Origin of the sequence: Clostridium sp. (genome assembly GCF_017888565.1) — a bacterium.
In the GTDB taxonomy this organism is placed as follows: domain Bacteria; phylum Bacillota; class Clostridia; order Clostridiales; family Clostridiaceae; genus Clostridium.
In genome coordinates this window covers 1-24,458 of the sequence record NZ_JAGHFX010000083.1, presented here as the reverse complement: position 1 = coordinate 24,458, position 24,458 = coordinate 1, and the positions used below count along the sequence as shown (strand labels likewise).

20 protein-coding genes and 1 pseudogene are annotated in these 24,458 nt (G+C 27.8%); 20 read left to right on the top strand and 1 reads right to left on the bottom strand.

What is annotated here, in order from left to right; translation table 11 throughout:
- Nucleotides 1–15: 15 nt before the first annotated feature.
- From J7M87_RS16115 to rfbB, 7 genes are read left to right on the top strand one after another with little or no spacing between them, the layout of a single operon-like run.
- Entirely contained in the window at nucleotides 16–1,017 is a 1,002-nt protein-coding gene (locus tag J7M87_RS16115) for a glycosyltransferase (protein ID WP_291652526.1), read from the top strand.
- Between the two features lie 30 nt (nucleotides 1,018–1,047).
- Nucleotides 1,048–2,514, top strand: a complete 1,467-nt coding sequence (locus J7M87_RS16110; protein ID WP_291652524.1) for a lipopolysaccharide biosynthesis protein — start codon at nucleotides 1,048–1,050, stop codon at nucleotides 2,512–2,514.
- Nucleotides 2,515–2,547: 33 nt separating this feature from the next.
- The gene (locus J7M87_RS16105) at nucleotides 2,548–3,495 is read left to right on the top strand and encodes a pyridoxal-phosphate dependent enzyme (RefSeq protein ID WP_291652522.1); all 948 of its coding nucleotides are present in this window, start codon (nucleotides 2,548–2,550) and stop codon (nucleotides 3,493–3,495) included.
- A 22-nt stretch (nucleotides 3,496–3,517) separates the two neighbouring features.
- Complete coding sequence (locus J7M87_RS16100) at nucleotides 3,518–4,996, top strand: GNAT family N-acetyltransferase (protein WP_365845954.1); 1,479 nt, start codon at nucleotides 3,518–3,520, stop codon at nucleotides 4,994–4,996.
- 11 nt (nucleotides 4,997–5,007) lie between these two features.
- Nucleotides 5,008–6,099: a DegT/DnrJ/EryC1/StrS family aminotransferase gene (locus J7M87_RS16090; RefSeq protein ID WP_291652520.1), complete on the top strand. Its 1,092-nt coding sequence runs from the start codon at nucleotides 5,008–5,010 to the stop codon at nucleotides 6,097–6,099.
- A 24-nt stretch (nucleotides 6,100–6,123) separates the two neighbouring features.
- Nucleotides 6,124–6,993 carry a glucose-1-phosphate thymidylyltransferase RfbA gene (gene rfbA / locus J7M87_RS16085; RefSeq protein ID WP_291652517.1) on the top strand — a complete coding sequence of 290 codons (870 nt, stop codon included), beginning with the start codon at nucleotides 6,124–6,126 and terminating at the stop codon, nucleotides 6,991–6,993.
- A gap of 6 nt (nucleotides 6,994–6,999) precedes the next feature.
- Nucleotides 7,000–8,049, top strand: a complete 1,050-nt coding sequence (gene rfbB, locus J7M87_RS16080; RefSeq protein WP_291652515.1) for a dTDP-glucose 4,6-dehydratase — start codon at nucleotides 7,000–7,002, stop codon at nucleotides 8,047–8,049.
- Nucleotides 8,050–8,089: 40 nt separating this feature from the next.
- On the opposite strand, the gene J7M87_RS16075 is transcribed toward rfbB, so the two are convergent.
- Nucleotides 8,090–9,085, bottom strand: a complete 996-nt coding sequence (locus tag J7M87_RS16075; RefSeq protein ID WP_291652513.1) for an LCP family protein — start codon at nucleotides 9,083–9,085, stop codon at nucleotides 8,090–8,092.
- A 198-nt stretch (nucleotides 9,086–9,283) separates the two neighbouring features.
- On the opposite strand from J7M87_RS16075, the gene J7M87_RS16070 reads away from it, so the two are divergent.
- From J7M87_RS16070 to J7M87_RS16010, 13 genes and pseudogenes are all read left to right on the top strand, one after another.
- Nucleotides 9,284–10,465: a DegT/DnrJ/EryC1/StrS aminotransferase family protein gene (locus tag J7M87_RS16070; protein ID WP_291652512.1), complete on the top strand. Its 1,182-nt coding sequence runs from the start codon at nucleotides 9,284–9,286 to the stop codon at nucleotides 10,463–10,465.
- A gap of 221 nt (nucleotides 10,466–10,686) precedes the next feature.
- On the top strand, nucleotides 10,687–11,865 hold the full coding sequence (locus J7M87_RS16065; protein ID WP_291652510.1) for a DegT/DnrJ/EryC1/StrS family aminotransferase: 1,179 nt from the start codon (nucleotides 10,687–10,689) through the stop codon (nucleotides 11,863–11,865).
- A 544-nt stretch (nucleotides 11,866–12,409) separates the two neighbouring features.
- Entirely contained in the window at nucleotides 12,410–13,726 is a 1,317-nt protein-coding gene (locus J7M87_RS16060; RefSeq protein WP_291652508.1) for a nucleotide sugar dehydrogenase, read from the top strand.
- A 131-nt stretch (nucleotides 13,727–13,857) separates the two neighbouring features.
- Nucleotides 13,858–14,001 carry a hypothetical protein gene (locus J7M87_RS16055; RefSeq protein WP_185955552.1) on the top strand — a complete coding sequence of 48 codons (144 nt, stop codon included), beginning with the start codon at nucleotides 13,858–13,860 and terminating at the stop codon, nucleotides 13,999–14,001.
- Between the two features lie 12 nt (nucleotides 14,002–14,013).
- Nucleotides 14,014–14,253, top strand: a complete 240-nt coding sequence (locus J7M87_RS16050; RefSeq protein WP_291652505.1) for a hypothetical protein — start codon at nucleotides 14,014–14,016, stop codon at nucleotides 14,251–14,253.
- 12 nt (nucleotides 14,254–14,265) lie between these two features.
- A pseudogene (dltD, locus tag J7M87_RS16045) lies at nucleotides 14,266–15,204 on the top strand (D-alanyl-lipoteichoic acid biosynthesis protein DltD); the annotation flags it as partial.
- A gap of 108 nt (nucleotides 15,205–15,312) precedes the next feature.
- Complete coding sequence (gene dltA / locus J7M87_RS16040) at nucleotides 15,313–16,827, top strand: D-alanine--poly(phosphoribitol) ligase subunit DltA (RefSeq protein WP_291652504.1); 1,515 nt, start codon at nucleotides 15,313–15,315, stop codon at nucleotides 16,825–16,827.
- Nucleotides 16,827–17,981 (top strand): D-alanyl-lipoteichoic acid biosynthesis protein DltB, encoded by a 1,155-nt coding sequence (gene dltB, locus J7M87_RS16035; RefSeq protein ID WP_291652502.1) that lies wholly within the window; start codon nucleotides 16,827–16,829, stop codon nucleotides 17,979–17,981. Before dltA ends, dltB begins: the two co-directional genes overlap by 1 nt.
- 22 nt (nucleotides 17,982–18,003) lie before the next feature.
- A complete protein-coding gene (dltC, locus tag J7M87_RS16030; RefSeq protein ID WP_291652501.1) occupies nucleotides 18,004–18,246 on the top strand; it encodes a D-alanine--poly(phosphoribitol) ligase subunit DltC in 243 nt (80 codons plus the stop codon).
- Between the two features lie 685 nt (nucleotides 18,247–18,931).
- On the top strand, nucleotides 18,932–20,002 hold the full coding sequence (locus J7M87_RS16025; RefSeq protein WP_291652499.1) for a nucleotidyltransferase family protein: 1,071 nt from the start codon (nucleotides 18,932–18,934) through the stop codon (nucleotides 20,000–20,002).
- Nucleotides 20,003–20,026: 24 nt separating this feature from the next.
- Entirely contained in the window at nucleotides 20,027–21,019 is a 993-nt protein-coding gene (locus tag J7M87_RS16020; RefSeq protein ID WP_291652497.1) for an NAD-dependent 4,6-dehydratase LegB, read from the top strand.
- A 73-nt stretch (nucleotides 21,020–21,092) separates the two neighbouring features.
- Nucleotides 21,093–22,193, top strand: coding sequence for a LegC family aminotransferase (locus tag J7M87_RS16015; RefSeq protein WP_291652495.1), 1,101 nt, complete (start codon nucleotides 21,093–21,095; stop codon nucleotides 22,191–22,193).
- 110 nt (nucleotides 22,194–22,303) lie between these two features.
- The coding region (locus J7M87_RS16010) for a triple tyrosine motif-containing protein (protein WP_291652493.1) at nucleotides 22,304–24,458 on the top strand (2,155 nt) is incomplete at its 3' end.

Sequence of the window (24,458 nt, the reverse complement as noted above, 5' to 3'; positions counted from 1 at the left end):
TATAAGGAGTAAACTATGAAGAAACCTTTAGTAAGTATAAGTTGTATAACATATAATCATGAAAAGTATATAGCTGATGCATTAGAGAGCTTCTTAATGCAAAAAACAAATTTTGATTTTGAGATACTTATTCATGATGATGCTTCTACTGATGAAACTGCTAATATTATAAGGGAATATGAAAAAAAATATCCTAATATAATTAAACCAATATATCAAACTGAAAATCAGTATAAAAAAGGAGTGAAAAGGATTTTTTATACTTTTAATGATGTTAGAGCAATGGGAAAATATATTGCATTATGTGAGGGAGATGATTATTGGACTAATCCATATAAGTTGCAGAAGCAGGTGGATTATATGGAAAAAAATCCTGGATCCAGTATGTGCTTTCATTCAGCAGAGGTAGTAGATGATGAGAAAAGGCTTTTAGGAAGAAATGTTAGACCATATAAAGAGAATTGCATTGTTTCAATTGAAGATTTAATAATTGGAGGAGGAGGGTTTTGCGCAACAGCATCTATTTTGTATCGTAGAAATTTAGTTAAAGACTTACCACAGTTTTTTATAGATGCTCATGTTGGAGATTTTCCACTTCAATTAATACTTGCAAGTAAAGGTGATGTATATTATATAGATGAATCTATGTCTGATTATAGATTAGGAGTTGGAGTATCATGGACAACAAATATTAATTCAGGAAATGATGTTAAAGAGAAGAATATCAAAAATTGGCAAAGCGATATTAATCTGTTAAAGGAATTTAATATATATACAGGTTATAAACATCAGAAAATAATTGATATTGTAAATAATGATAGATTAATGAAGATACTTTTAATAAGTAGAAAAAAGGGTGATATCAAGAAATCACCATGTAAAGAATACTATGAGAATTTAAAAATAAATGATAAATTGAAAATTAATATAAAATACTATCTTCCTAAATTAAGTAAAAGTATGAGTACTACTAAAAAAAATATAAAGTTATATTTATATAATCTAAATAGAAAATAGTTATTTAGATTATATGGAGGTATGAATGAAATGACAAAAATTGATAATATAAATACTAAAGGAAAAGTGATAAACAACTTGGCTTGGAAACTTATGGAACGTGGTGGGGTTCAAGGTATACAATTTATAGTACAAATTGTATTAGCTAGGGTATTATCTCCTGATGATTATGGAATAATTTCATTAATAACAATTTTTATAGCATTGTCTAATGTTTTTATTCAAAGTGGATTTAATACTGCGTTGATTCAAAAAAAGAATGCTGATGAAGAAGATTTTTCATCTGTATTTTACTTAAGCTTATTAACAGCATTAATACTATATATAATTTTATTCTTTACAGCACCTTTTATAGCAAATTTTTATGGAATAAAAGAGCTAATACCAGTTCTAAGGGTACTATCTATAACATTATTTTTTGGAGCATTTAATTCCATACAAAATGCAGTGGTTTCAAAAACAATGCAATTTAGAAAGCTATTCTTTAGTAGTGTATGTGCTGTATTTATATCAGGAACTATAGGAATAATTTTAGCATACTTAGGATTTGGAGTATGGGCCTTAGTAGTTCAACAATTATTGAATCAAATTTCCATTACTATAATACTTTGGGTTACTTTAAAGTGGAGACCTAAATTGATTTTTTCTATCGGTAAAATTGGAAATTTATTCTCTTATGGATGGAAACTGTTAGTATCTTCTTTAATAGATACGTTATATATGAATTTAAGAGGATTAATTGTTGGTAAGGTATATACATCTCAAATGTTAGCTTTCTATAACAGAGGGGAGCAATTTCCACAATTGATAGTTTCAAATATAAATGGTTCAATTCAATCTGTTATGTTACCTACATTGTCTGCGGAACAAGAAAATAAAAAAAGAGTAAAGGAATTGGTAAGAAGATCAATTGTGACAAGTTCGTTTTTACTGTTCCCAATTATGATTGGATTAGCTGTTGTAGGAGAGCCACTAATAAAAATACTTTTAACAGATAAATGGCTGCCATGTGTACCATTTATGCAAATTTTTTGTTTAACATATGCCTTATGGCCAATACATACAGCTAATTTACAAGCAATTAATGCTCTTGGTAGAAGTGATATATTTTTAAAGTTAGAAATAATAAAAAAAGTTGTTGGTGTTACTATTTTAATTATTTCAATGTTTTATGGTGTATATGCAATTGCTTTGGGTGGATTGTTATCTGGAATAATTTCATCATTTATAAATTCCTATCCAAATTTAAAACTTTTAGACTATAGTTATAGAGAACAAATAAAAGACATACTTCCTTCATTAATATTATCAATAGGAATGGGATTGATAGTTTATTGTATTTTATTTTTAAATCTATCTCCATATTTAACATTGCTAATTCAGGTATTTACTGGAGCTATAGTATATATTGGACTAGCTAAATTGTTTAAGCTTGAATGTTATGAGTATTTATTTTTCACCATAAAGGAGATGTTAGTAAGAAGAAATAAGCAATAATATATTTATGCTTTATCTAAGGAGGAAATCAATATGAGAGGCTTAAGTTCTATACAAAGTTTAGTATATACTGATGGAAATAATAAGTTTTATATGAAGAGAGATGATTTATTACCTTTTTCGTTTGGTGGAAATAAAGTAAGAATTGCTGAAAAGTATTTTAATGATATGGAAAGAAAAAAATGTAATTGTATAATTGCTTATGGGAGTAATCAATCTAATTTATGTAGAGTAATTGCTAATATGGCGAAGCAGAAGAATATTGACTGTTATGTAGTTTCACCAGTAGATGAAAGTGAGAAGAAAAATACGAATAATGCTACTCTAGTATCACTTTCAGAAGCGAATATAATTAAATGTTCAAAAAACAATGTCGCAAATACCATTAATGATTTAATTGAAAATTTAAAGGAACTAGGCAAAAAGCCTTATTATATTTATGGAGATATTTATGGTAAAGGAAATGAGATAGTACCTATGTACGCTTATTTTGAAGTGTATGAAGAGATTAAAGAATACGAAAATCAATATTCAGTAAAATTTGATTATATTTTTCATGCTTCAGGTACGGGAACAACTCAATCGGGTTTAATATCTGGGATGTTAAAGAATGATGATATGAAAAAAATAATTGGAATATCTATAGCGAGATCGGAAGAGGAGCAGAAAAAAAATATATTTGATAATGTTACTCTGTTTACTGGAATAAAAAATAAAGAATTGATTGATAATTCCATAAATTTTCAAGATAAATATATTTGTGGGGGATATGGAAAGTATAATGAAGAAATAGTTAATATAGTAAAATGGGTTTTAGCATCTGATTCAATACCTTTAGATTTAACATATACAGGAAAAGCCTTCTGGGGAATGAATGAGTATTTAAAGGAGAATGAAGTTATAGGTAAGAATATATTATTTATACATACTGGGGGATTACCTATATTTTTTGATAATTTAGATATATTAAATATTAAGTAAATGTGATTTAGGAGGAGTAATAATGAATATATTACTGACATCTGTAGGGAGACGAAGCTACTTAGTTAAATATTTCAAGGAAGCTTTAGGTAAAAAGGGCGAGATTCATGTATCAAATAGTAGTTCTGTTAGTCCAGCTTTTCAATATGCTGATAAAAGTGTAGTTACACCATTAATATACGATGATAATTATATATCATTTTTAAAGGTATATTGTATAGAAAATAATATTAATGCGATAATATCTCTATTTGATATTGATTTACCAATTCTATCTTCAAGTAAAAAAGAATTCGAAGATATTGGAACAAAAATTATCGTATCTGATGAAAATGTGATTAATATATGTAACGATAAGTGGCAAACATATAGATTTTTAATTAATAACAATTTTAATGCTCCTAAGACGTTTTTAAAATTAGATTTAGCTCTTTCGGCTTTAAAAAATAATGAAATAGAGTATCCTGTAATAATTAAGCCTAGATGGGGAATGGGTTCTATTTCTGTTTACGAAGCAGAAAATGAAGAAGAATTAAAGGTTTTATATAAAAAGGCAATTAGAAGTGTTATGAATACTTACCTTAAATATGAGTCAATGGAAGAAATAGAAGAAAGTATTTTGATACAAGAAAAGCTAAAAGGACAGGAATATGGATTAGATGTAATAAATGATTTAAATGGAGAATATCAAAATACTATAGTAAAAAAGAAATTTGCTATGCGATCTGGTGAAACTGATTGTGCAGAGATAATGGAAAATGAAGATATGAAAAGGCTTGGAGAAGCAATAAGTAGCAAGTTAAAACATATTTCTAATTTAGATATGGATGTTTTCATGTATGATGGTGTTCTTTATGTCCTTGAGATGAATGCAAGATTTGGTGGAGGATATCCATTCTCTCATATGGCTGGAGTAAATCTACCAAAGGCAATAGTAGGATGGCTAGATGGTGAGGATATTGATGAATCCCTTTTAATTGAGAAGAAAGGTCTAATAGCTCATAAGGATATTAGTATAGTTTCTATTGATATTAAAGAAAATAATTCTATAACTGAGATTGATAAATGTAATATAAAGTTAGTAGATAAATATGAAGACTTAAAGAATATAGTAGAGAAATTTGATAAATTATTTATTCCTAACCTTTCAGATAGAGATTTTAAGATAGAAGATTTAATTAATAAATTGAATGAAAAAGCTAATACTTATGTAGTAGAAGATAACGAGGCTATGGGATTTATTAGTTTTTATGCAAATGATGATGTGAAAAAAGTCGCATATTTGACTTTAATTGCTGTACTAACAGAGTATCAAAACAACAAAATAGGGAAATATTTATTAGATTTATTCATTAAAATATCTAAAGGGAAAAATATGGGAAAAGCATGTCTTGAAGTTCATAATGATAATATAAAAGCTAAAGCTTTTTATGAAAAGAATGGATTTAAGTTTTATAAAAAGGCTAGTGAAGAATCAATCTATATGATTAGAGAGTTATAGGAGTGTTAAATATGAAAAGTATACAAGTTACTCGTACATCTATGCCTGAATTTGAGGAGTATATTGAGGAAATTAGAGAGTTGTGGGATAGTCATTGGTTAACCAATATGGGTGCAAAGCATAAGGAATTAGAAGAAAGATTATTAGAATATTTAGGATCTCAGAATATATCACTTTTTACAAATGGGCATTTAGCTTTAGAATGTATAATAGCAGCTTTAAATCTTACAGGAGAAGTAATTACTACTCCTTTTACATTTGCATCAACTACACATGCGATAGTTAGGAATGGTCTAACTCCTGTATTTTGTGATATAAATTCAGAAGATTATACAATTGATGTAACTAAGATAGAGGAACTAATAACAGAAAAAACATCGGCACTAATTCCTGTACACGTCTATGGAAATGTATGCAATGTTAAAGAAATAGAAAGAATAGCGAAAAAGCATAATTTAAAAGTTATCTATGATGCTGCACATACTTTTGGTGTTAAAGTAAATGGTGAGGGTATAGCCAATTTTGGTGATGCTTCAATGTTTAGTTTTCATGCTACAAAGGTTTTTAACACCATAGAAGGTGGAGCAGTAACTTTTAAAGATGAATCATTAAAAAAGAAGTTAAATGAATTAAAAAATTTTGGGATTACTGGATCAGAATCTGTTAAATATGTAGCTGGAAATGCAAAAATGAATGAGTTTCAAGCAGCTATGGGAATTTGTAATCTTAGACATGTAGATGAAGAAATAAATAAAAGAATGCTAGTTGTGGAAAAATATAATTTAAAATTAGGGAATATTAATGGAATAAAAGTGTGGAAACCACAAGATGGTATAACTAGTAATTACGCATATTATCCAGTAGTTTTTGATAATTACAAATATAATCGTGATGAAGTTTTTGAAAATTTAAAGAATGAAGGAATAATAGCAAGAAAATATTTCTATCCATTAACTAATTCATTTGATTGTTATAAAGATAACTTTAAAGTTAATGAAACTCCAATTGCTAGATATATATCAGAAAGAGTTCTGACTTTACCACTTTATTCTGACTTATCTTTAGATGATGTTAATAGAATATGTGATATTATTTTGGAATAGGAATTTATATAGTGGAGGTATAATATGAAAGGTATAATTTTAGCAGGGGGTAGCGGTACTAGACTGTACCCAGTTACAAAAGCAATGTCAAAGCAAATGGTACCAATTTATGATAAACCAATGATTTATTACCCTATGTCTGTATTAATGCTGTCAGGAATAAAGGATATTTTAATAATTTCTACTCCGAGAGATATTAGAAACTTTAAAGAATTATTTGGAAATGGATCTAATCTTGGATTAAATATTGATTATGCTACACAAGAAAATCCGAATGGATTAGCAGAGGCATTTATAATTGGAGAGAGATTTATTGGGGAAGATAGCGTTGCACTTATTTTAGGAGATAATATATTTTATGGACAGGGATTAAGTGGATATTTAAATAGAGCATCTAAATTAAATGAAGGGGCAATGATATTTGGATATTTTGTTCATGATCCTAGGGCTTTTGGAGTAGTAGAATTTGATGAAAATAAAAATGCCATTTCTATAGAAGAAAAACCTGAATATCCGAAATCAAAATATGCAGTTCCAGGCCTATATTTCTATGATAATACAGTGGTAGAAAAAGCTAAGTCATTGAAACCTTCTGAAAGAGGGGAACTTGAAATTACAGATTTAAATAGACTTTATATGGAAGAAAAAAACTTGAAGGTTCAACTGTTTGGTAGAGGAATGGCATGGCTTGATACAGGAACTCATGCTTCAATGTTACAAGCTTCAAACTTTGTGGAGGCAATTCAAAATACTCAAGGTACATATATAGCTTGCTTAGAGGAGATATCATATAGAAAAGGGTGGATTTCAAAAGAACAAGTTATGGAATTAGCAGAACCTATGAGTAAAACTGGTTATGGAAAATATTTATTGGATATAATAAATGAGGAGTAGATTAATATGAAAACTTATTTAGTTACTGGCGGAGCAGGGTTTATAGGCTCAAACTTTGTTTTATACATGCTTAAGAAATATGAAGATATAAGAATTATAAACCTAGATAAATTAACTTATGCAGGAAACTTAGAAAACTTAAAGAGTATTGAAGGAGATTCAAGACATATATTTGTTCAAGGTGATATATGTGATGTAGAATTAGTATCATCATTATTTGAAAAATATGAAATAAATTATGTTGCTCACTTTGCTGCAGAGTCTCATGTGGATAGAAGCATAAAAGAGCCAGAAGTTTTTGCTAAAACTAATGTATTAGGAACAGTAAATTTATTAAACTGTGCAAAAAATGCTTGGGAAACTGAAGAGGGTTGGAGAACAGGAGTTAAGTTTTTACATGTTTCAACAGATGAAGTATATGGTTCACTTGGAGAAACAGGATATTTCATGGAAACAACTCCATTAGATCCTCATAGTCCATATTCTGCAAGTAAGGCTGGATCTGATATGATGGTTAAAGCATATGGAGATACTTATAAAATGCCAATAAACATAACAAGATGTTCGAATAATTATGGACCATTCCAATTTCCAGAAAAGTTAATACCACTGCTTATTAATAATTGTTTACAATTAAAGGATTTACCTATCTATGGTGATGGATTAAATATAAGAGACTGGTTATATGTAGAAGATCATGCTAAAGCAATTGATATGGTTATAAACAACGGAAGACTTGGAGAGGTTTACAATGTTGGTGGACATAATGAAAGAACTAACATTCAAATAGTTGATACAGTTATTAATTATATCAATGAAAATGTAGATAGTAAAGTAACTGAAAACTTAAAGAAATTTGTTGAAGATAGAAAAGGACATGATAGAAGGTACGGAATAGATCCAAGCAAGATAAAAGAAGAACTTAGCTGGTATCCAGAAACTACTTTTGAAGTTGGAATAGTTAAGACTATAAATTGGTATTTAGATAACAAAGAATGGATGAATAATGTTACATCTGGTGATTATCAAAAATATTATGAAAATATGTATAAATAAAAAATCAGTTAGAGTCTATAAATAGACTCTAACTGATTTTCTATTTCACATCATTAAATATATAATCTCTCATTTGATTTTTAATAGTTTCTCTATCGAAAGTTAAATAATATACTCCATTAATCATAGCTCCTTCACCATATCCATCTCTAGGGAATCTATCTTGTTCTAGATTATTACCTATTCCAAGTACTTTTGTTCCAAGTGATAGTATTTCAGTAGAAGTTAAATTAGTTTGAATATAAGGTAAAACTTCGTTTAATAGTGAGTTATAAGAACCGATTGAAGCTGATGTTAATTTACTAAATAAAGCAGCAAGGACAGTTCTTTGTCTTTCAGTTCTTTTATAGTCTCCACCATCTGTGTATCTTATTCTAGAATAAGCAAGTGCTTGTGTTCCATCTAGGTGTTGAACACCAGTAGAAGTTATGTGGGGAGAGCTTGTGCCATCTTTAGCATTTATATTATTAATATAACTATTTATATATTCTAATTCATCTTGTGTTATTTCTAGATCAACTCCACCTAATATATTTATTATAACAGGTAGTGACGAGAAATTTACTGATACAAAGTCTTCTATATTCATACCAAAGTTTTCATTGATAGTTTTAATTGCTAGCTCAGGACCCCCATATGCATAAGCGTGATTTATTTTATCATCACCATGGCCATCTATAGAAACATAGGAGTCACGCATGATAGAGGTAAGTTTGATTTTGTTATGGATAGGATCTACAGTTGCAATCATGATTGAATCTGAACGGCCAGTTTCTCCATCAACAGCATCAACACCAAATAGTGCTATGTTTTTTATCTTACTATAACTATCATATTCTTTAAATTCATCTTCTACAATTCCTAAATTATCTTTATTTAATTTGATGTTATCCATTTTATTTAATAGGCCCATTATATAGCCACCACCAACTACTACAAATGCAAGTAGTATACATAAAAATCCTATAAAAATTTTAAAACCTAAGGATTTTTTTTTCTTTTTCTTATTAGATTTTCTATACTCATTTTGTGCCATATATACACTTCCTTTCTAAATAAGTTTATCACATGATCTAGTTTTTTTTCAATTAAGTAATATAAAAGTAATAAATAATTATATAATATAAAATTTGTATTTAATATAATTGAGTTATATAATAGATAAGGTAATTACATTAAATATAGCAACTTTTATCTAAATATATAAAAGTATATAAGTGAAAGGATGATAAAGATGAAGAAGATACCATTTTCTCCTCCAGATATAACTGAAGCAGAAATTAATGCAGTAGTAGAAGTTTTAAGATCAGGATGGATAACGTCAGGACCAACACTTGCAAAATTTGAAGAAGAATTAGCACAGTATTGTGAAGCAAATAAAGCTGTAGCATTAAATAGTGCAACAGCAGCTATGGAGCTTATATTAAAGGTTTTTGATATAAAAGAAGGGGACGAGATAATAACAACTCCATACACATATACAGCAACAGCAAGTGTAGCAGTTCATAGGGGTATAAAACCTATATTTTGCGATGTAGCAAAAGATTCATTCTTTATTGATTATGATAAAATAGGAGATTTAATAACAGAAAAAACAAAAGTTATAATGCCTGTAGATTTTGCAGGAGTACCTTGTGATTATGATAGAATAAAAGAAGTTTTAAAAGAAAAAAATAGAGAAGATATAATAATAATTGTAGATTCAGCCCATGCTTTTGGAGCAAAATATAAAGGTCAAAGAGTTGGAGCACAATGTGATTTCCATACATTTTCTTTCCATGCAGTTAAAAACTTTACAACTGCTGAAGGTGGAGCAATAACATATAATGATAATAACTTTAAAGGAAGAGAAAACTTATTCCAGGACTTTAAATTCACTTCATTACATGGACAATCAAAAGATGCATTATCCAAGATGAAGGCTGGAGCTTGGGAGTATGATATAATTACAGATGGCTTTAAATGTAATATGACAGATATAAATGCAGCCATTGGTAGAGTTCAATTAACAAGATATGAAGATATGCTAAAGTATAGAAAAGAAATTTTTAATACTTATACAAGAATCTTAGAAAAAGAAGATTTTTCTATAATTCCAGTTACTGAATATGGTGAAGGTACAGAAAGTTCATATCACCTATATCCATTAAGAATAAAAGGATTTAATGAAGAAAAGAGAAATATACTTATTCAAAGATTAGCAGAAAAGGGAATTTCAACAAACGTTCATTTTAAGCCACTACCAATGTTTACACTATATAAAAATCTAGGCTATAAAATAGAAGATTATCCAAATGCATATTCTCAATATGCAAATGAAATTTCTCTACCTGTTTATAGTACATTAGAATTAAGTGATGTAGAGTATATTGCAATTGAGTTAATAAAAGAAGTTAAAAAGTTATTAATGAAATAGATTAACTTAATGATATAGATTAGCTTATTATTACGTTAATCTATATTATTTTAGTATATAGATAAATTTTTATTAAATATATATTAAGAATTTAATAGCAATCTATAATAATTCTGAATACTGTAATAAAATTAAGTTAAAAAGTTTATATATATTTAAAATTGTGATAAAATATTAATGTTAGTTTTCTATTAAATTAGAGTATAAAGGAGCGTATAACAATGAATATACCTTTAATAGACTTAAAAGCTCAATATGATTCATTAGCAGAAAAATTAGATAAGGCTGCTTTAGGAGTACTATCTTCAGCTAATTACATAATGGGAAAAACAGTAACAGATTTTGAAAAAGAATTTGCAGACTTCATAGGAGTTAAACATGCAATATCAGTAGGAAATGGAACAGATGCTTTAGTACTAGCTCTTAAATCAATGGGAATAGGAGAAGGAGATGAAGTAATAACAACACCATTTACTTTTTTTGCAACAGCAGAAACTATTTCGGCAGTAGGAGCAACTCCTGTATTTGTAGATGTAGATAAAGAAACTTTTAATATAGATGTAACAAAAATAGAAGAAAAAATAACTTCAAAAACAAAAGCTATAATGCCTGTACATATATTTGGTCAATCAGCAGATATGGATGAAATAAATGAAATTGCTAAAAAGCATAATTTATATGTAATAGAAGATGCTTGCCAAGCTATAGGTGGAAAATATAAAGGCAGAAAGATAGGAACATTAGGTGATGTTGCTTGCTTCTCATTCTTCCCAACAAAGAACTTAGGTTGTGCTGGCGATGGTGGAATGATAGTTACAGATAATGATGAAATAGCTATTATTGCAAGAGCATTAAGAACTCATGGAAGTGGAGAAAATGGTCAAAAGGCTTATAATCTTTTAAATAATATAGAAGAAGAAATTAAAACTGCTGAAGGAGCAAACGATACAGTTTATAATCCACTTAAATACTATAACTATTTAATAGGATATAATACAAGACTAGATGCAATTCAAGCTGCTATTTTAAGTGTAAAACTAAAAGAGATAGATAGCTGGAATGCAAAGAGAAGAGAAATAGTTGAGCTTTATGATGAAGCTTTACAGAATAGTGATTTAGTAACTCCAGTAGCAAAAGATTACAATGAACATGTATATCACATGTATATATTACAATCTGAAAATAGAGAAGAAGTTTTAACTAAACTTAAAGAAGCTGGAATTGCAACAGGAGTATATTATCCAGTACCATTACACCTTCAAAAAGTTTATAAAAATTTAGGATACAAAGAAGGGGATATGCCTGTATCTGAATACTTATCACATAGAACTTTTGCTATACCTGTATATCCAGAGTTAACAAAAGAACAAATTGATTATATAATAAGCAAAATTAAATAATATATGATCAATTGTAAAATAATTAATTAAAAAAATTTTTAGCTAAAATATAATAATTAATTAAAAAGTAAAGTAGAACATAATAGCTAAATAAGGTATGATTAATTGTAAAATAATTAATTAAAAAATTTTTGTCAAAATATAATAACAACTAATTAAAAAGTGCGGTAGAACATAATAATTAAATAAGGTATGATCAACTGCAAAATAATTAATTAAAAAAAATTTTTAGCTGAAATATAATAATTAATTAATTAAAAAGTAAAGTAGAACATAATAGCTAAATAAGATATGATCAATTGCAAAATAATTAACTATATTTAAAATTGTAGTTAATGATATTTAACCCAATTTAGAAGTAAACTAACTTATATAAGATTTTTACTTTTACTATTTTATTTAACAAGCATGTGTTAATTATTTAATAATTTACTAGTGTTAACTTGTAAGATATTAATTGAGACATATATAATCTAAAAAAATAAAAATATAACAATTTTATATTATCAATTATCAAGTTTTTAATTGATTAGGAGGAAAAATAATGTCAGTTTTAAAAGATGAATTATTACAAAAAATAAATAATAAAACTGCAAAAGTTGGTGTAGTAGGTCTAGGTTATGTTGGATTACCTTTAGCAGTTGAAAAAGCAAATGCAGGATATCAAACAATAGGCTTTGATGTTCAAGATCAAAAGGTAGAAATGGTTAATAAGGGCCAAAACTATATTGGAGATGTTGTTGACTCTGAATTAAAAGAATTAACAGAAAAAGGTCTTTTAAGAGCAACTACAGATTTTAGCTTTATAAAAGATGTTGATACAGTTTGTATATGCGTACCAACTCCACTTGATTTATATAAGCAACCAGATTTATCATATGTTGTAAACTCAACAAAGGATGTTGCAAAGTATTTACATAAAGGTATGATAATAATATTAGAAAGTACAACTTACCCAGGAACTACTGAAGAAGTACTTAAGCCAATATTAGAAGAAAGTGGATTAAAGTGTGGAGAAGATTTCTTCTTAGCGTTCTCTCCAGAAAGAGTAGATCCAGGTAATAAGAGCTACAACACTAAAAATACTCCAAAAGTAGTTGGTGGATGTACAGAAGAGTGTACAGAAATAGCAGCTGCTTTATATGAAAATGTATTAGAAGGAGAAATCCATAAAGTTTCTTCACCAGCAGTAGCTGAAATGGAAAAGATATTAGAAAATACATTTAGAAACATAAACATAGGTTTAGCAAATGAAATGGCTATTTTATGTAATAGAATGGGAATAGATGTATGGGAAGTTATAGATGCTGCTAAAACTAAGCCATATGGATTTATGCCATTTTATCCAGGTCCAGGGCTTGGTGGACACTGTATTCCATTAGATCCTTTCTACTTAGAATGGAAAGCTAAGGAATACGATTATCATACTAAGCTTATTGAAACATCAGGAATCATCAACGATTCTATGCCAGATTTCGTTTTAGAAAATATTATGAAGATATTAAATAAGCATAAAAAGGCTTTAAATGGATCAAAAGTATTAGTTATGGGATTAGCATATAAGAATGATATCGATGATTATAGAGAATCACCATCATTTAAGGTTATAGAATTATTAGAAAAGAATGGTGCAGAAGTTATAGTTAACGATCCATTCTGTGATACTGCTAAATACAAAGGAAAAACTTATTATTCAGTAGATTGGAAAGAAGTTATCGATGAAGCAGATATGGTAGTTATAACAACAGGTCATAGTGTTTATGACTATGAACAAATAGTTGATAGAGCTAAAGTTGTTTACGATACAAGAAATGCAACTAAAGAAGTTGTTAATAATAGAGAAAAGATTTATAAATTATAATTAAATAATAGAAATAGTAGCATCATATAAATAATTTTTTATTAGTGCTACTATTTTTGTAAGATATTAAAAATATATTATATGTTTTATTTATAATGGTGTAAAGTATTAATAAAAGGGAGACTCATAGATTGGGAAAGTTGATAAATATTTTAAAAAGAGATAAAAAGGAAATAATATGGACTATAGTATTAACTACATTCTTATTGATGGCATATATGTCTTATGTACTTCAAGCTATAAAAGAAATACCTTTTATATATAATCAATTTTAAAAGGAGATAGAAATGAGAAAGAATAAATATATGCTGATAGCAATTATAATAACAATTACATATATATTGTTGTTTAATACTTTGTTAGATAAAGAAATAAGTAGTTTAATAAATACTAAAAGTTTAAATGAATTAAGGCATAAACAAGATATTCCAGTAAGAAATAAGGGAGCATTTTTAAGAGATTATTTTAATCAACAAGGAGACTTACAACTTTATGGATCATCTGAGTTAGGAAGTAAGGTTCCGTAGAATCCAGTAAACCTATACCCGTTTAATGATGCAAATTATGATATAAGTATATATGGAGTTGCTCATGTTCAAAACTTACAACATGCTACAATGCTAGGTGGCATAGATTCTTATAAAGATAATTCTAAAATAGCCATTGTACAATCCTTACAATGGTTTCAAGAAGAAAATGGAATAAGTGCTGATGAATTCTTATCAGCGTTTTCGGAAGTGCAGTTCTATCAATTTATAAATAATAGAAAAATAAGTGTAGAGAATAAGCGATATTTTTGCAAAAGAATATTAGAATTACTTGAAAGTAAAAATATTCAAGTTGAAGAAGTCTTTTATGCAAAAACATATATTTCAGATGATGTAATTGAAAGAGGATTGAATTTTATTTTAAAACCTTATTACTTGCTTAAAGAAGAATTACTTGAGACTAGAGATAAAATATTAGTATATAAGGAATTGAAAAAGCAGGAAGAAAAAAATGAAATAATTGATATAAAGAAGATTAATTTCGATGAAGAATATAAAAAAGCAGAGGAACAAGGTTCAAAATTAGTTACTAATAATAGTTTTTTTGCAGAAGATAGATATTATGATAAATATCTTAAAGATATAGAGGGGGATTTGGAAAATAAATATATTAATGATAATATACTAAATTCAAGAGAGTTTGAAGATTTTGAATTCTTATTATCAGTTTGTAAGGATTTAAATATTAAACCGTATATAATCTTAATGAATGTAAATGGTTGGTATTATGATTATACTGGAATAGGTGTAGAAGAAAGAAGGGAATTTTATTCAAAACTTGAAAAAATAGCTAAGGATAATGGGTTTGATGTTTTAAATTTAAATAATAAGGAATATGAAAAATATTATTTATCAGATGTGATGCATTTAGGATGGAAAGGCTGGTTAAATGTTACTGAAGAAATGTATAAATACTTTAATGAAAATTAAATAAGATATATATTTGTTATAAAGTAGTTTATATTTATATATAATCAGTATTAATTTAAAAATAGTTAATGTAAAATTTAATATTATAAAATGTAAGGAGAGGCATGTATGGAAATATTGCATAGTGTGAAAAAGTATGCAAATGAAGGTCGTGTGGCAGTAGTTTGTGACGGAGAGCAGCTAACATATAGTGAATTAGATAAAATGTCAGATGCAATAGCAACTTATTTTATAAAAGAATATAAGGAAGATAAATCACCTATAGTAATACATGGTAATAAAGAAAATTTAATATTAGTTTTAATGCTTGGAGCACTAAAATCAGGTAGGGCATATATACCATTAGATGTAACTTTCCCAGTGGAAAGAGTAAAACAAGTAATTGATGAAGTTAAAGCTAAGATAGTAATAAATTTTACAGAGGAAGACTTAGGTATAGAAAGTGTTTATAGTGAAACATCTATAGAAAATATAATAAGAGATTTAATAGGACAAGTTGTTTCAGAAGAAAATTGGGTTAAAGATGATGAAAATGCATATATATTATTTACTTCAGGAAGTACAGGAAAGCCTAAAGGTGTTCAAATAAGTAAAAATAATTTAGATTCATTCAATAATTGGTTTGGAAGATACATGAATATAGATGATAGTAATGATGTAATGATGAATCAAGTATCATACTCTTTTGATGTATCAGTTATACCTATATATTTAGGTTTGATTCATGGAAAAACACTAAATAGTTTATCTAAGAAAACATTAGAAGATTTTAAACTTTTATTTACTAATTTAAAGGAATCTAATATAAAAGAGTGGGTTTCAACTCCAGCACTTGCAGAAATGTGTATTAAGGATTCTAACTTCAATAGTAGTCTTATGCCGAGTTTAAGAACATTCTTCTTTGCAGGTGAGGTACTTTCTAAAAAGCTAGTTAAAGAGTTGATGGAACGCTTTAAAGGAGTAAGGATAATAAATGGATATGGTCCAACAGAAGGAACTGTATTATTATCTTCTATAGATATTACAGAAAAAATGCTAGAGGAGGAAAGATCTATACCTATAGGATATCCTATGGATGGTGGAATATTAAAAATTGTAGATGATAATGGAAATACCTTAAAAGATGGACAAAAAGGTGAACTAATAGCATTAGGTAAAAGCATAAGTAAGGGATATTTCAATAATGAAGAAATGACAAATAAAGTATTCTTTTATGAAGAAGTTAATGGTAAAGTTTTAAGAGGATATAGGACTGGAGATTTAGCATATTATGAAAATGGAATTATATATTATTGCGGTAGGAAGGATTTTCAAATAAAGCTAAATGGTTTTAGAATAGAGCTTGAAGATATTGAAAATAATTTGAGAAAAGTATCTAATGTAAACAATTGTGTTGTATTTCCAGTATATAAAGAAGAAAAAATATCTCATCTTGCTTCATTTGTTACATTAAAAGAAGAAAATGAATTAAGTAGTTTGAAAAATTCTATATTAATTAAGAATGAATTAAAAAAATATATACCTTCATATATGATTCCAAGAAATATAAAAGTATTAAAAGAATTTCCAATAAACACAAATGGAAAGATTGATAGAAAGAAACTTATGGAGGAACTTAAGTAATGAAATTAGCACAGTATGGAGATTACTTATACTTATATATTTTACTATTATCATTTATACCAGCAATAATCTTAGGAGTAAAAGAAAAAAATATTAAGCCATATGGGGTACTTGTATCCATATTTATGGTTGGACTAATAGTAGGAACTGGAAAGTATAATTTAGCATTATTTATAATGTTTATTATAGGAGAGTTTGTAGTAATATATGGGTATTTATTTATAAGAAAGAAAACAGATAATAAAATAATTTATTATATAGCGTTATTATCGTCAATGTTACCAGTTATAATAACTAAAGCATCTGTATTTGTTAGTTTTGGACCAATAGGGTTTATTGGATTATCATATCTTAATTTCAAAGCTATACAGATGATAATAGAAATATATGATGGATCAATAAAAGAGGTTAAGTTTTCAACATTAGTTTATTTCTTATTATTCTTCCCAACATTAAGTTCAGGGCCAATAGATAGATTTAGAAGGTTCGAGGAAGACTTAAACAAGAAAATAGATAAAAATGAATACTTAGATGATTATTTATATATTGGACTTAGAAAAATAATAATAGGGCTTGGATATAAATTTGTTATAGCATACATAATTAACACTATGTGGATGAGTAAAATACCTACAGATATAACATTTATAAATGGCTTAAATTATATGTATGCATATAGTTTATATTTATTCTTTGATTTTGCTGGATATAGTTCATTTGCTGTTGGGACAAGCTATGTATTAGGAATAGAGACACCAGATAACTTTAATAAACCATTCTTAAGTAAAGATATGAAAGAGTTTTGGACAAGATGGCATATATCTTTATCAAAATGGTTTGGAGATTATTTATATTCAAGAATTGTATTAAACTCTATGAGAAAAAAGAGATTTAAAAGTAGGTTTACTGCATCTCATGTAGCACAAATAATAACAATGTTTATTATGGGAGTTTGGCATGGCTTAAGTTTATTTTATATTATATATGGTTTATATCAAGGAGGAGTACTTGTTCTTACAGATATAATCCAAAGGAAATGGAAGTTCTATAAGAAACATAAAAAAGAAAAGTGGTTTCAATATACACAAATTGCAATTAATTTTAATGTAGCATGTTTTGGGCTTTTCCTATTTTCAGGATGGCTTTTTAGATAAATATATTTAGGAGGATTTAAAAATGGAAGATAAGGTTTTAGATATTTTTGAAGAAGTAACAGGAACAGATGAAATAAGAGAAGATTTGAATTTAGATTTATTTGAAGCAGGATTATTAGATTCACTTGGAATAATAGAAGTATTATTAAAAATAGAAGATGTATTTGGAATAAAGCTTCAACCAACGGATTTAGAGAGAAAAGATATGGCAACAGTAAATAATTTGGTTGCTTTTCTAGAAAAGATAGAAGTAAAGGTTTTTTGAAATAGAGAAGTTTGGAGTTAATTAATTATTAAGCAGTTAATAGTCAAGTTTATTGGCATATTAACTGCTTATTTTATAAAACTATGAATTTTTTATAATTTCAAGTAACTATTATTATGTTAATATTAGTGAGAGATATTTTTTGAATACTTTTATATGGGTATTCAAAAAATGATTTCAAGTGAATTTATAGTATCATATATTTAATAAATTATTATTTGAAATCAAATTTAGTGTAATCTTTAGAAAGAAAAGGTATGTAAATCGGTAAGATATAAATTTATAATTATAAACATGAGAATTTATAGAAAGAAAAGATATAAAATGATATAATGTAAAATAGAAATCTTTAATAATTATATTAATATAAGCTATATTTAATATTAATGTTAAAGTAATTGATGTTATAAGAGATATTAAATTAGATTACATATTAAACTATTTTCAATATCAGCATAATATTTAATTGCACTAAAGAGGAACATGAGGAGGTGTAGATAAGCTTTCTAATTAAATATAGATGAAGAGAGTTATTTAGCCAAGAATGAAAATAATTGCATTAAAGAAAGTATTAAATATTTTGTAGCGATAGTATATAATAGAAATGAAAATTTTATAAATCTAATGAAAGCTTAAAGAAGAGTTAAAGTTAGTATATAAAAATATATAAAAAAGGTTTGATGATATGAATAAAAATGTTATTAATTTAATAATTGATAAAAATTCTACTGTTAGAGCAGCTTTAAAACAGTTAGATAAGGGGTCAAAGGGTTTTTTAGCTGTAGTAGATGAAAAAAATAAACTTGTAGGAACTATAACTGATGGTGACATTAGAAGATGGATATTAAAAAATGGAAGTTTGGATGAAGATGTGACAGAAGTTATGAATTCGAATCCAGTAAGTTTATTGATTGGTGAAGAACATAATTTTCAAAAAGTAATGCAAAAATATTCAATAAAGGCCTTACCTATAATAGAAGAAAGTGGAAAGGTAATAGATATACTTTTTAGTGAAGATGTTCTAGTTAATGAATGCAAGAAATATAGTCTTAAGGAAATTCCTGTTGTAATTATGGCTGGGGGATTGGGAACGAGATTATATCCATACACTAAGATTTTACCTAAGCCACTTATACCTATTGGTGATACTCCAATTGTTGAAAGAATAATAGATAAGTTTGCTTTATTTGGAGTGAATAAATTTTATTTAACAGTAAATTATAAGAAGAATATGATAAAATCTTATTTTAATGAGTTAGAAAAAGATTATAATGTTGAGTATGTTGAGGAAGATAAACCATTAGGTACAGGAGGGAGCTTATATTTACTAAAGGATAAGATAAATGAAACATTTTTTGTTTCTAATTGTGATATATTAATAGATTGTGATTATGAAAGTGTATATAATCATCATAAGAGAAGTGGAAATAAAATAACTGTTGTAGCATCTGTAAAAAACTTTACAATACCTTATGGAGTATTTAATCTTAATAATAATGGTAATATAGAAGAAATTAGAGAAAAACCAGAATATAGCTTTTTAATTAATACAGGTATGTATATTTTAGAACCAGAGGTTTTAGATGATATACCAAAAGATGAATTCTATAACCTTCCTGATGTATTAGAAAAGTATATGAATACAGGGGTAAAGGTTGGTGTTTATCCTATAAGTGAGTTATCTTGGATGGATATGGGACAAATAAGTGAAATGAAAGACATGATAAATAGATTATCAGATAAAGAAGAATTTTAGAAATTAGAAATAGGAGTGAATTAAATGGATTTAAAAGGAAAAAGAGTCTTAGTTACAGGAGCAGAAGGATTTATAGGTAGTCACTTAACAGAAAGATTGGTTGAATTAGGAGCCGATGTTACAGCTTTAGTACAATATAATTCCTTTAATGATTGGGGTTGGATAGATACTTTTGATAAGAATGTATTAGATAGTATAAAAGTGGAAACAGGCGATATTAGAGAATTAGATGGTATGAATAGAATAATTAAAGGTCAAGAAGTTGTATTTCACCTTGCTGCTTTGATAGCAATACCGTATTCATATCTTTCACCGATGGCTTATGTAAGAACAAATGTAGAAGGAACTGTAAATGTATTAGAAGCATGTAGAAATTATGATGTGAAAAAAATTATTCATACTTCAACTTCAGAAACATATGGAACAGCTTTATATGTGCCGATAGATGAGAAACATCCAATGCAAGGGCAATCACCTTATTCAGCATCTAAAATAGGGGCAGATAAAATGGCAGAAAGTTTTTATAGATCATTTAATATGCCAATAGCTACTTTAAGACCATTTAATACATATGGACCAAGGCAATCAGCAAGAGCTGTTATTCCAACAATAATATCTCAAATATTAGCTGGAAAAAAAGAAATAAAACTTGGAAGTTTAACTCCAACTAGAGATTTCAATTTTGTTAAGGATACTGCAGAAGCTTTTATAAAGGTAGCGGAATCGGATAAAACTATAGGTGAAGTAATAAATGCTGGTTCTAATTATGAAATATCAATAGGAGATACTGTAAAGAAAATAATAGATATAATTGGAAAAGATGTTAAGATACTTTGTGATGAAGAAAGAATAAGACCAGAGAAGAGTGAAGTTAACAGGTTATGGGCAGATAATACTAAGATAAAAGAGTTAACTGATTGGGCACCAAAATATTCAATAGATGAGGGGCTTGCAGAGACTATAGATTGGATAAAAGAAAATATGAAGCACTATAAACCAGATATTTATAATGTTTAATAAAATATTTTTAATGGAGATTATCTTTTATAAAAGACAATCTCTAAATTAATTTATAGAAGGTGGGATAAGAATGATACCATTATGCGTACCAGAAGTTAGAGGGAATGAATGGAAATATATAAAAGAATGCTTAGATACTAATTGGGTTTCTTCAGTTGGAAAGTTCGTTGATAAATTTGAAGTAGAGTTTGCAAAGTATAATGAAGTAAACGCGGCAGTAGTAACTATGAATGGGACTGCAGCACTTCAACTTGCATTAGTAACATTAGGTATTGGCGAAGGTGATGAAGTTATAGTTCCTTCAATGACATTTATATCTTCAGTTAATGCAATAAAATATGTAGGAGCAATTCCTGTATTTGTAGACATTGATAGAGAAACATTTGTAATGGATGTTAATAAAGTAGAAGAGTTAATAACTGAAAAGACTAAAGCTATTATGCCGGTACATATTTATGGATATCCAGTTGAAATGGATGAGATTAATGCAATTGCAAAGAAGTATAAATTATTTGTAGTAGAGGATGCAACTGAAGCATTAGGAACTAAATATAAAGGGAAATTAGCAGGTACTTTAGGTGATATTGGATGCTTTAGCTTTAATGGTAACAAGCTAATTACTACTGGTGCTGGTGGTATGTTAATTACAAATAATGAAGATGTAGCTAAAAAAGCAAAGTATTTATCTAATCAAACGAAAACAATAACAGAAAATGGCGCTATGTATCATGAAGAAGTAGGATATAATTTTAGAATGCCAAATATACTTGCAGCTATGGGATTAGCACAATTAGAAAAAGTAGATGAGTATTTAGAAGTGAAAAGAAGAAATGCAAGACTTTATAATGATTTACTTAAGGAGGTTAAGGGGATTACTTTAACAAAAGAAGTAGATTATGTAGAGAACTGTTATTGGCTATATTCAATTCTAGTTGAAGATGATTTTAGAATGTCTAGGGATGAATTATTAGAATTGTTAAAGGAAAATGGCATTCAAGCAAGACCATTTTTCTTACCAGTTCATAATATGAAACCTTATAGTGAAAATAAATGTGGAAATATGAAAATGACATTAGAAGTCAGTAAAAGAGGGATAAATCTTCCGAGTTCAGTATCGCTAAAAGAGGAAGAAGTGAGAAAAATTTGTGAGATAATAAGAGAAAAATTATAATTATGTCTAAAGTAATTGAAAAAATTATCAGATAAAGGTATAATTCTATTTGACCACAGAAAGTGATAAGTTGACATAGCTTCTAATAATAAAAATATTGGAGGGTAATTATGTCAAAATTTAAAAGGTATGCTTATATATTACTAGTAGCAATGAGCATAGATCTTATGTTGCCGTCTATAAATGCAATGGCGACTATATCGAGTGATATAAAAAATGGAAATGCTGTTTCAATTAGTGATTACCAAAATGATGAATCAAATATAAGTGGAAATAGCAATATTTCTTCATTTATGGATGATTCTACAGTTGTAGATACTTCTCAGTTTGTGGATGATTCCACAAGTGTAGATGACTTATCAATTGGGAATGAAACTATTTTAGAAAATGAGAACATAGAGAATGATTTAGAAGAAAGTAAAGATCTTAATGATAACCGTGTAACTCAGGATTCTAATGAAAGTATTTTAGAAGCAAAAAACTCAAGTGTGATTGAAGGAACAATAGAAAATATTACTTCACCACATAAGTTAACAGCAGACTTTTTTGTAAAGGGATATTTTGTATCTACACATCAAATTAGTAAAGTTGAAGTGTTTATTGATGGTAATAAAATTGGAGATGCCAAGTATGGAATTGAAAGACAAGATATAGGTAGTAAATATCAATATCCTAATTCAATTAAGAGTGGATTTGAATTTCCAGCAAGAGGTATATCTAATGGTAACCATGAATTGAAAGTAATTGCAACAAATAGTGAAGGTGTGAAAAAAGAGTCTACTGCTAATATTACGGTTAATAATAGTAAGACTAGTGTCATGGGTAAAGGGAGTCTAAAGAAGGAGCAAATGGTAAATTTCCTTCATAGAAATAATCCAGATAAGCCTATGAGCTACGCTTTAAATTTTGTTGATTTAGTAATAAGTGAGGCAGCTTTAGAGGGAATAAATCATGATGTTTTATTTTCTCAAATAATGAATGAAACTAATTTCTTAAAATTCACTGGAGATGTAAAAGAGGAACAAAACAATTTTGCAGGTATAGGTGCTACTGGTAATGGAAATCCAGGTAATTCATTTCCAAGTATTCAAATTGGAATAAGAGCGGTTGTACAACATTTAAAAGCATATGCTTCATCTGAACCATTAAAACTGGATTTAGTTGATCCTAGATTTAATTATGTACAAAGAGAGAGTGCTATTTATGTTGAACATTTAGGAATAAAGGAAAATCCAAATTATAAGGGTTGGGCTACAGCTAAAGAGTATGGATATAGATTATTATCAATGAGAGATAATGTTAGTAAGGAATCTACAACATTAAGATATTCATATTTAACTAACTTTAGCAATGATGGACAAACTAAGCTTGGTGAAAAGCTAACGTTAACAGCCAAAGCAAATAATACTAGTGGAGTTTCTTATAAATTCGAAGTTCTTGAAAATGGTTCGAATACGTGGAAAACTATAGGTGATTGGTCTTCTAAAAACACTTTAGAATATATACCAGCCAAGACTGGAAATCATAAATTTAAAGTTAGTATTAGAAGTATTGATTCAACAGTTGATGACTATAAAACATTAGATTTAAATGTAATAACTACTAAATCAAAAGTAACATCACTAAATATATCAGGAGATAAAGTTATTGGATCGTCTATTACTATGACGGCTAGTGCAGATCCAGCTGATAACACTTTATATAAGTTATGGGTATGTGATAGAAGCACAAATACGTGGACAGTACTAAGTGATTGGAGTACTAAAAACAAAATAGATTATACTCCTAAGAAGGCTGGAAACTATACATTTACAGTTCATGTAAAGCATAAGAGTAGCAGTAGTAATGTTGAAGATGATTATAGATCAGTAGATGTAAATGTAACAAAACCTATTTCTAAGGTGTCATCACTTACAGTAACAGGAAATAAAACAGTTGGTAGCAAGTTAACAATGTCAGCAAATGGAACACCTGAAGCAGATACGTTATATAAATTATGGATAGGTGATAGACAAACTGGAACATGGACAGTATTAAGCGACTGGAGTACTAAGAAAACAATAGATTATACTCCAACTAAGGCTGGAAGATATACATTTACAGTGCATGTTAAACACAAGAATAGTGATAGTAGTGTGGAAGATGATTACAGATCAGTAGATGTAGATGTAACAAAACCTACTTCAAAGGTATCGTCATTAACAGTAACAGGAAATAAAATTGCAGGTAGCAAGTTGACAATGTCGGCAAATGGAACACCTGAAG

What these genes read in the sequence shown, in the direction of transcription:
- J7M87_RS16090 (WP_291652520.1), top strand. Translation starts at nt 5,008, where the DNA reads ATGAAAAGTATACAAGTTACTCGTACATCTATGCCTGAATTTGAGGAG.
- dltC (WP_291652501.1), top strand. Translation starts at nt 18,004, where the DNA reads ATGGAAGATAAGGTTTTAGATATTTTTGAAGAAGTAACAGGAACAGAT.
- rfbB (WP_291652515.1), top strand. Translation starts at nt 7,000, where the DNA reads ATGAAAACTTATTTAGTTACTGGCGGAGCAGGGTTTATAGGCTCAAAC.
- J7M87_RS16025 (WP_291652499.1), top strand. Translation starts at nt 18,932, where the DNA reads ATGAATAAAAATGTTATTAATTTAATAATTGATAAAAATTCTACTGTT.
- J7M87_RS16105 (WP_291652522.1), top strand. Translation starts at nt 2,548, where the DNA reads ATGAGAGGCTTAAGTTCTATACAAAGTTTAGTATATACTGATGGAAAT.
- J7M87_RS16065 (WP_291652510.1), top strand. Translation starts at nt 10,687, where the DNA reads ATGAATATACCTTTAATAGACTTAAAAGCTCAATATGATTCATTAGCA.
- rfbA (WP_291652517.1), top strand. Translation starts at nt 6,124, where the DNA reads ATGAAAGGTATAATTTTAGCAGGGGGTAGCGGTACTAGACTGTACCCA.
- J7M87_RS16060 (WP_291652508.1), top strand. Translation starts at nt 12,410, where the DNA reads ATGTCAGTTTTAAAAGATGAATTATTACAAAAAATAAATAATAAAACT.
- J7M87_RS16115 (WP_291652526.1), top strand. Translation starts at nt 16, where the DNA reads ATGAAGAAACCTTTAGTAAGTATAAGTTGTATAACATATAATCATGAA.
- J7M87_RS16015 (WP_291652495.1), top strand. Translation starts at nt 21,093, where the DNA reads ATGATACCATTATGCGTACCAGAAGTTAGAGGGAATGAATGGAAATAT.
- J7M87_RS16050 (WP_291652505.1), top strand. Translation starts at nt 14,014, where the DNA reads ATGAGAAAGAATAAATATATGCTGATAGCAATTATAATAACAATTACA.
- J7M87_RS16020 (WP_291652497.1), top strand. Translation starts at nt 20,027, where the DNA reads ATGGATTTAAAAGGAAAAAGAGTCTTAGTTACAGGAGCAGAAGGATTT.
- J7M87_RS16075 (WP_291652513.1), bottom strand. Translation starts at nt 9,085, where the DNA reads ATGGCACAAAATGAGTATAGAAAATCTAATAAGAAAAAGAAAAAAAAA.
- J7M87_RS16070 (WP_291652512.1), top strand. Translation starts at nt 9,284, where the DNA reads ATGAAGAAGATACCATTTTCTCCTCCAGATATAACTGAAGCAGAAATT.
- dltB (WP_291652502.1), top strand. Translation starts at nt 16,827, where the DNA reads ATGAAATTAGCACAGTATGGAGATTACTTATACTTATATATTTTACTA.
- dltA (WP_291652504.1), top strand. Translation starts at nt 15,313, where the DNA reads ATGGAAATATTGCATAGTGTGAAAAAGTATGCAAATGAAGGTCGTGTG.
- J7M87_RS16110 (WP_291652524.1), top strand. Translation starts at nt 1,048, where the DNA reads ATGACAAAAATTGATAATATAAATACTAAAGGAAAAGTGATAAACAAC.
- J7M87_RS16100 (WP_365845954.1), top strand. Translation starts at nt 3,518, where the DNA reads ATGAATATATTACTGACATCTGTAGGGAGACGAAGCTACTTAGTTAAA.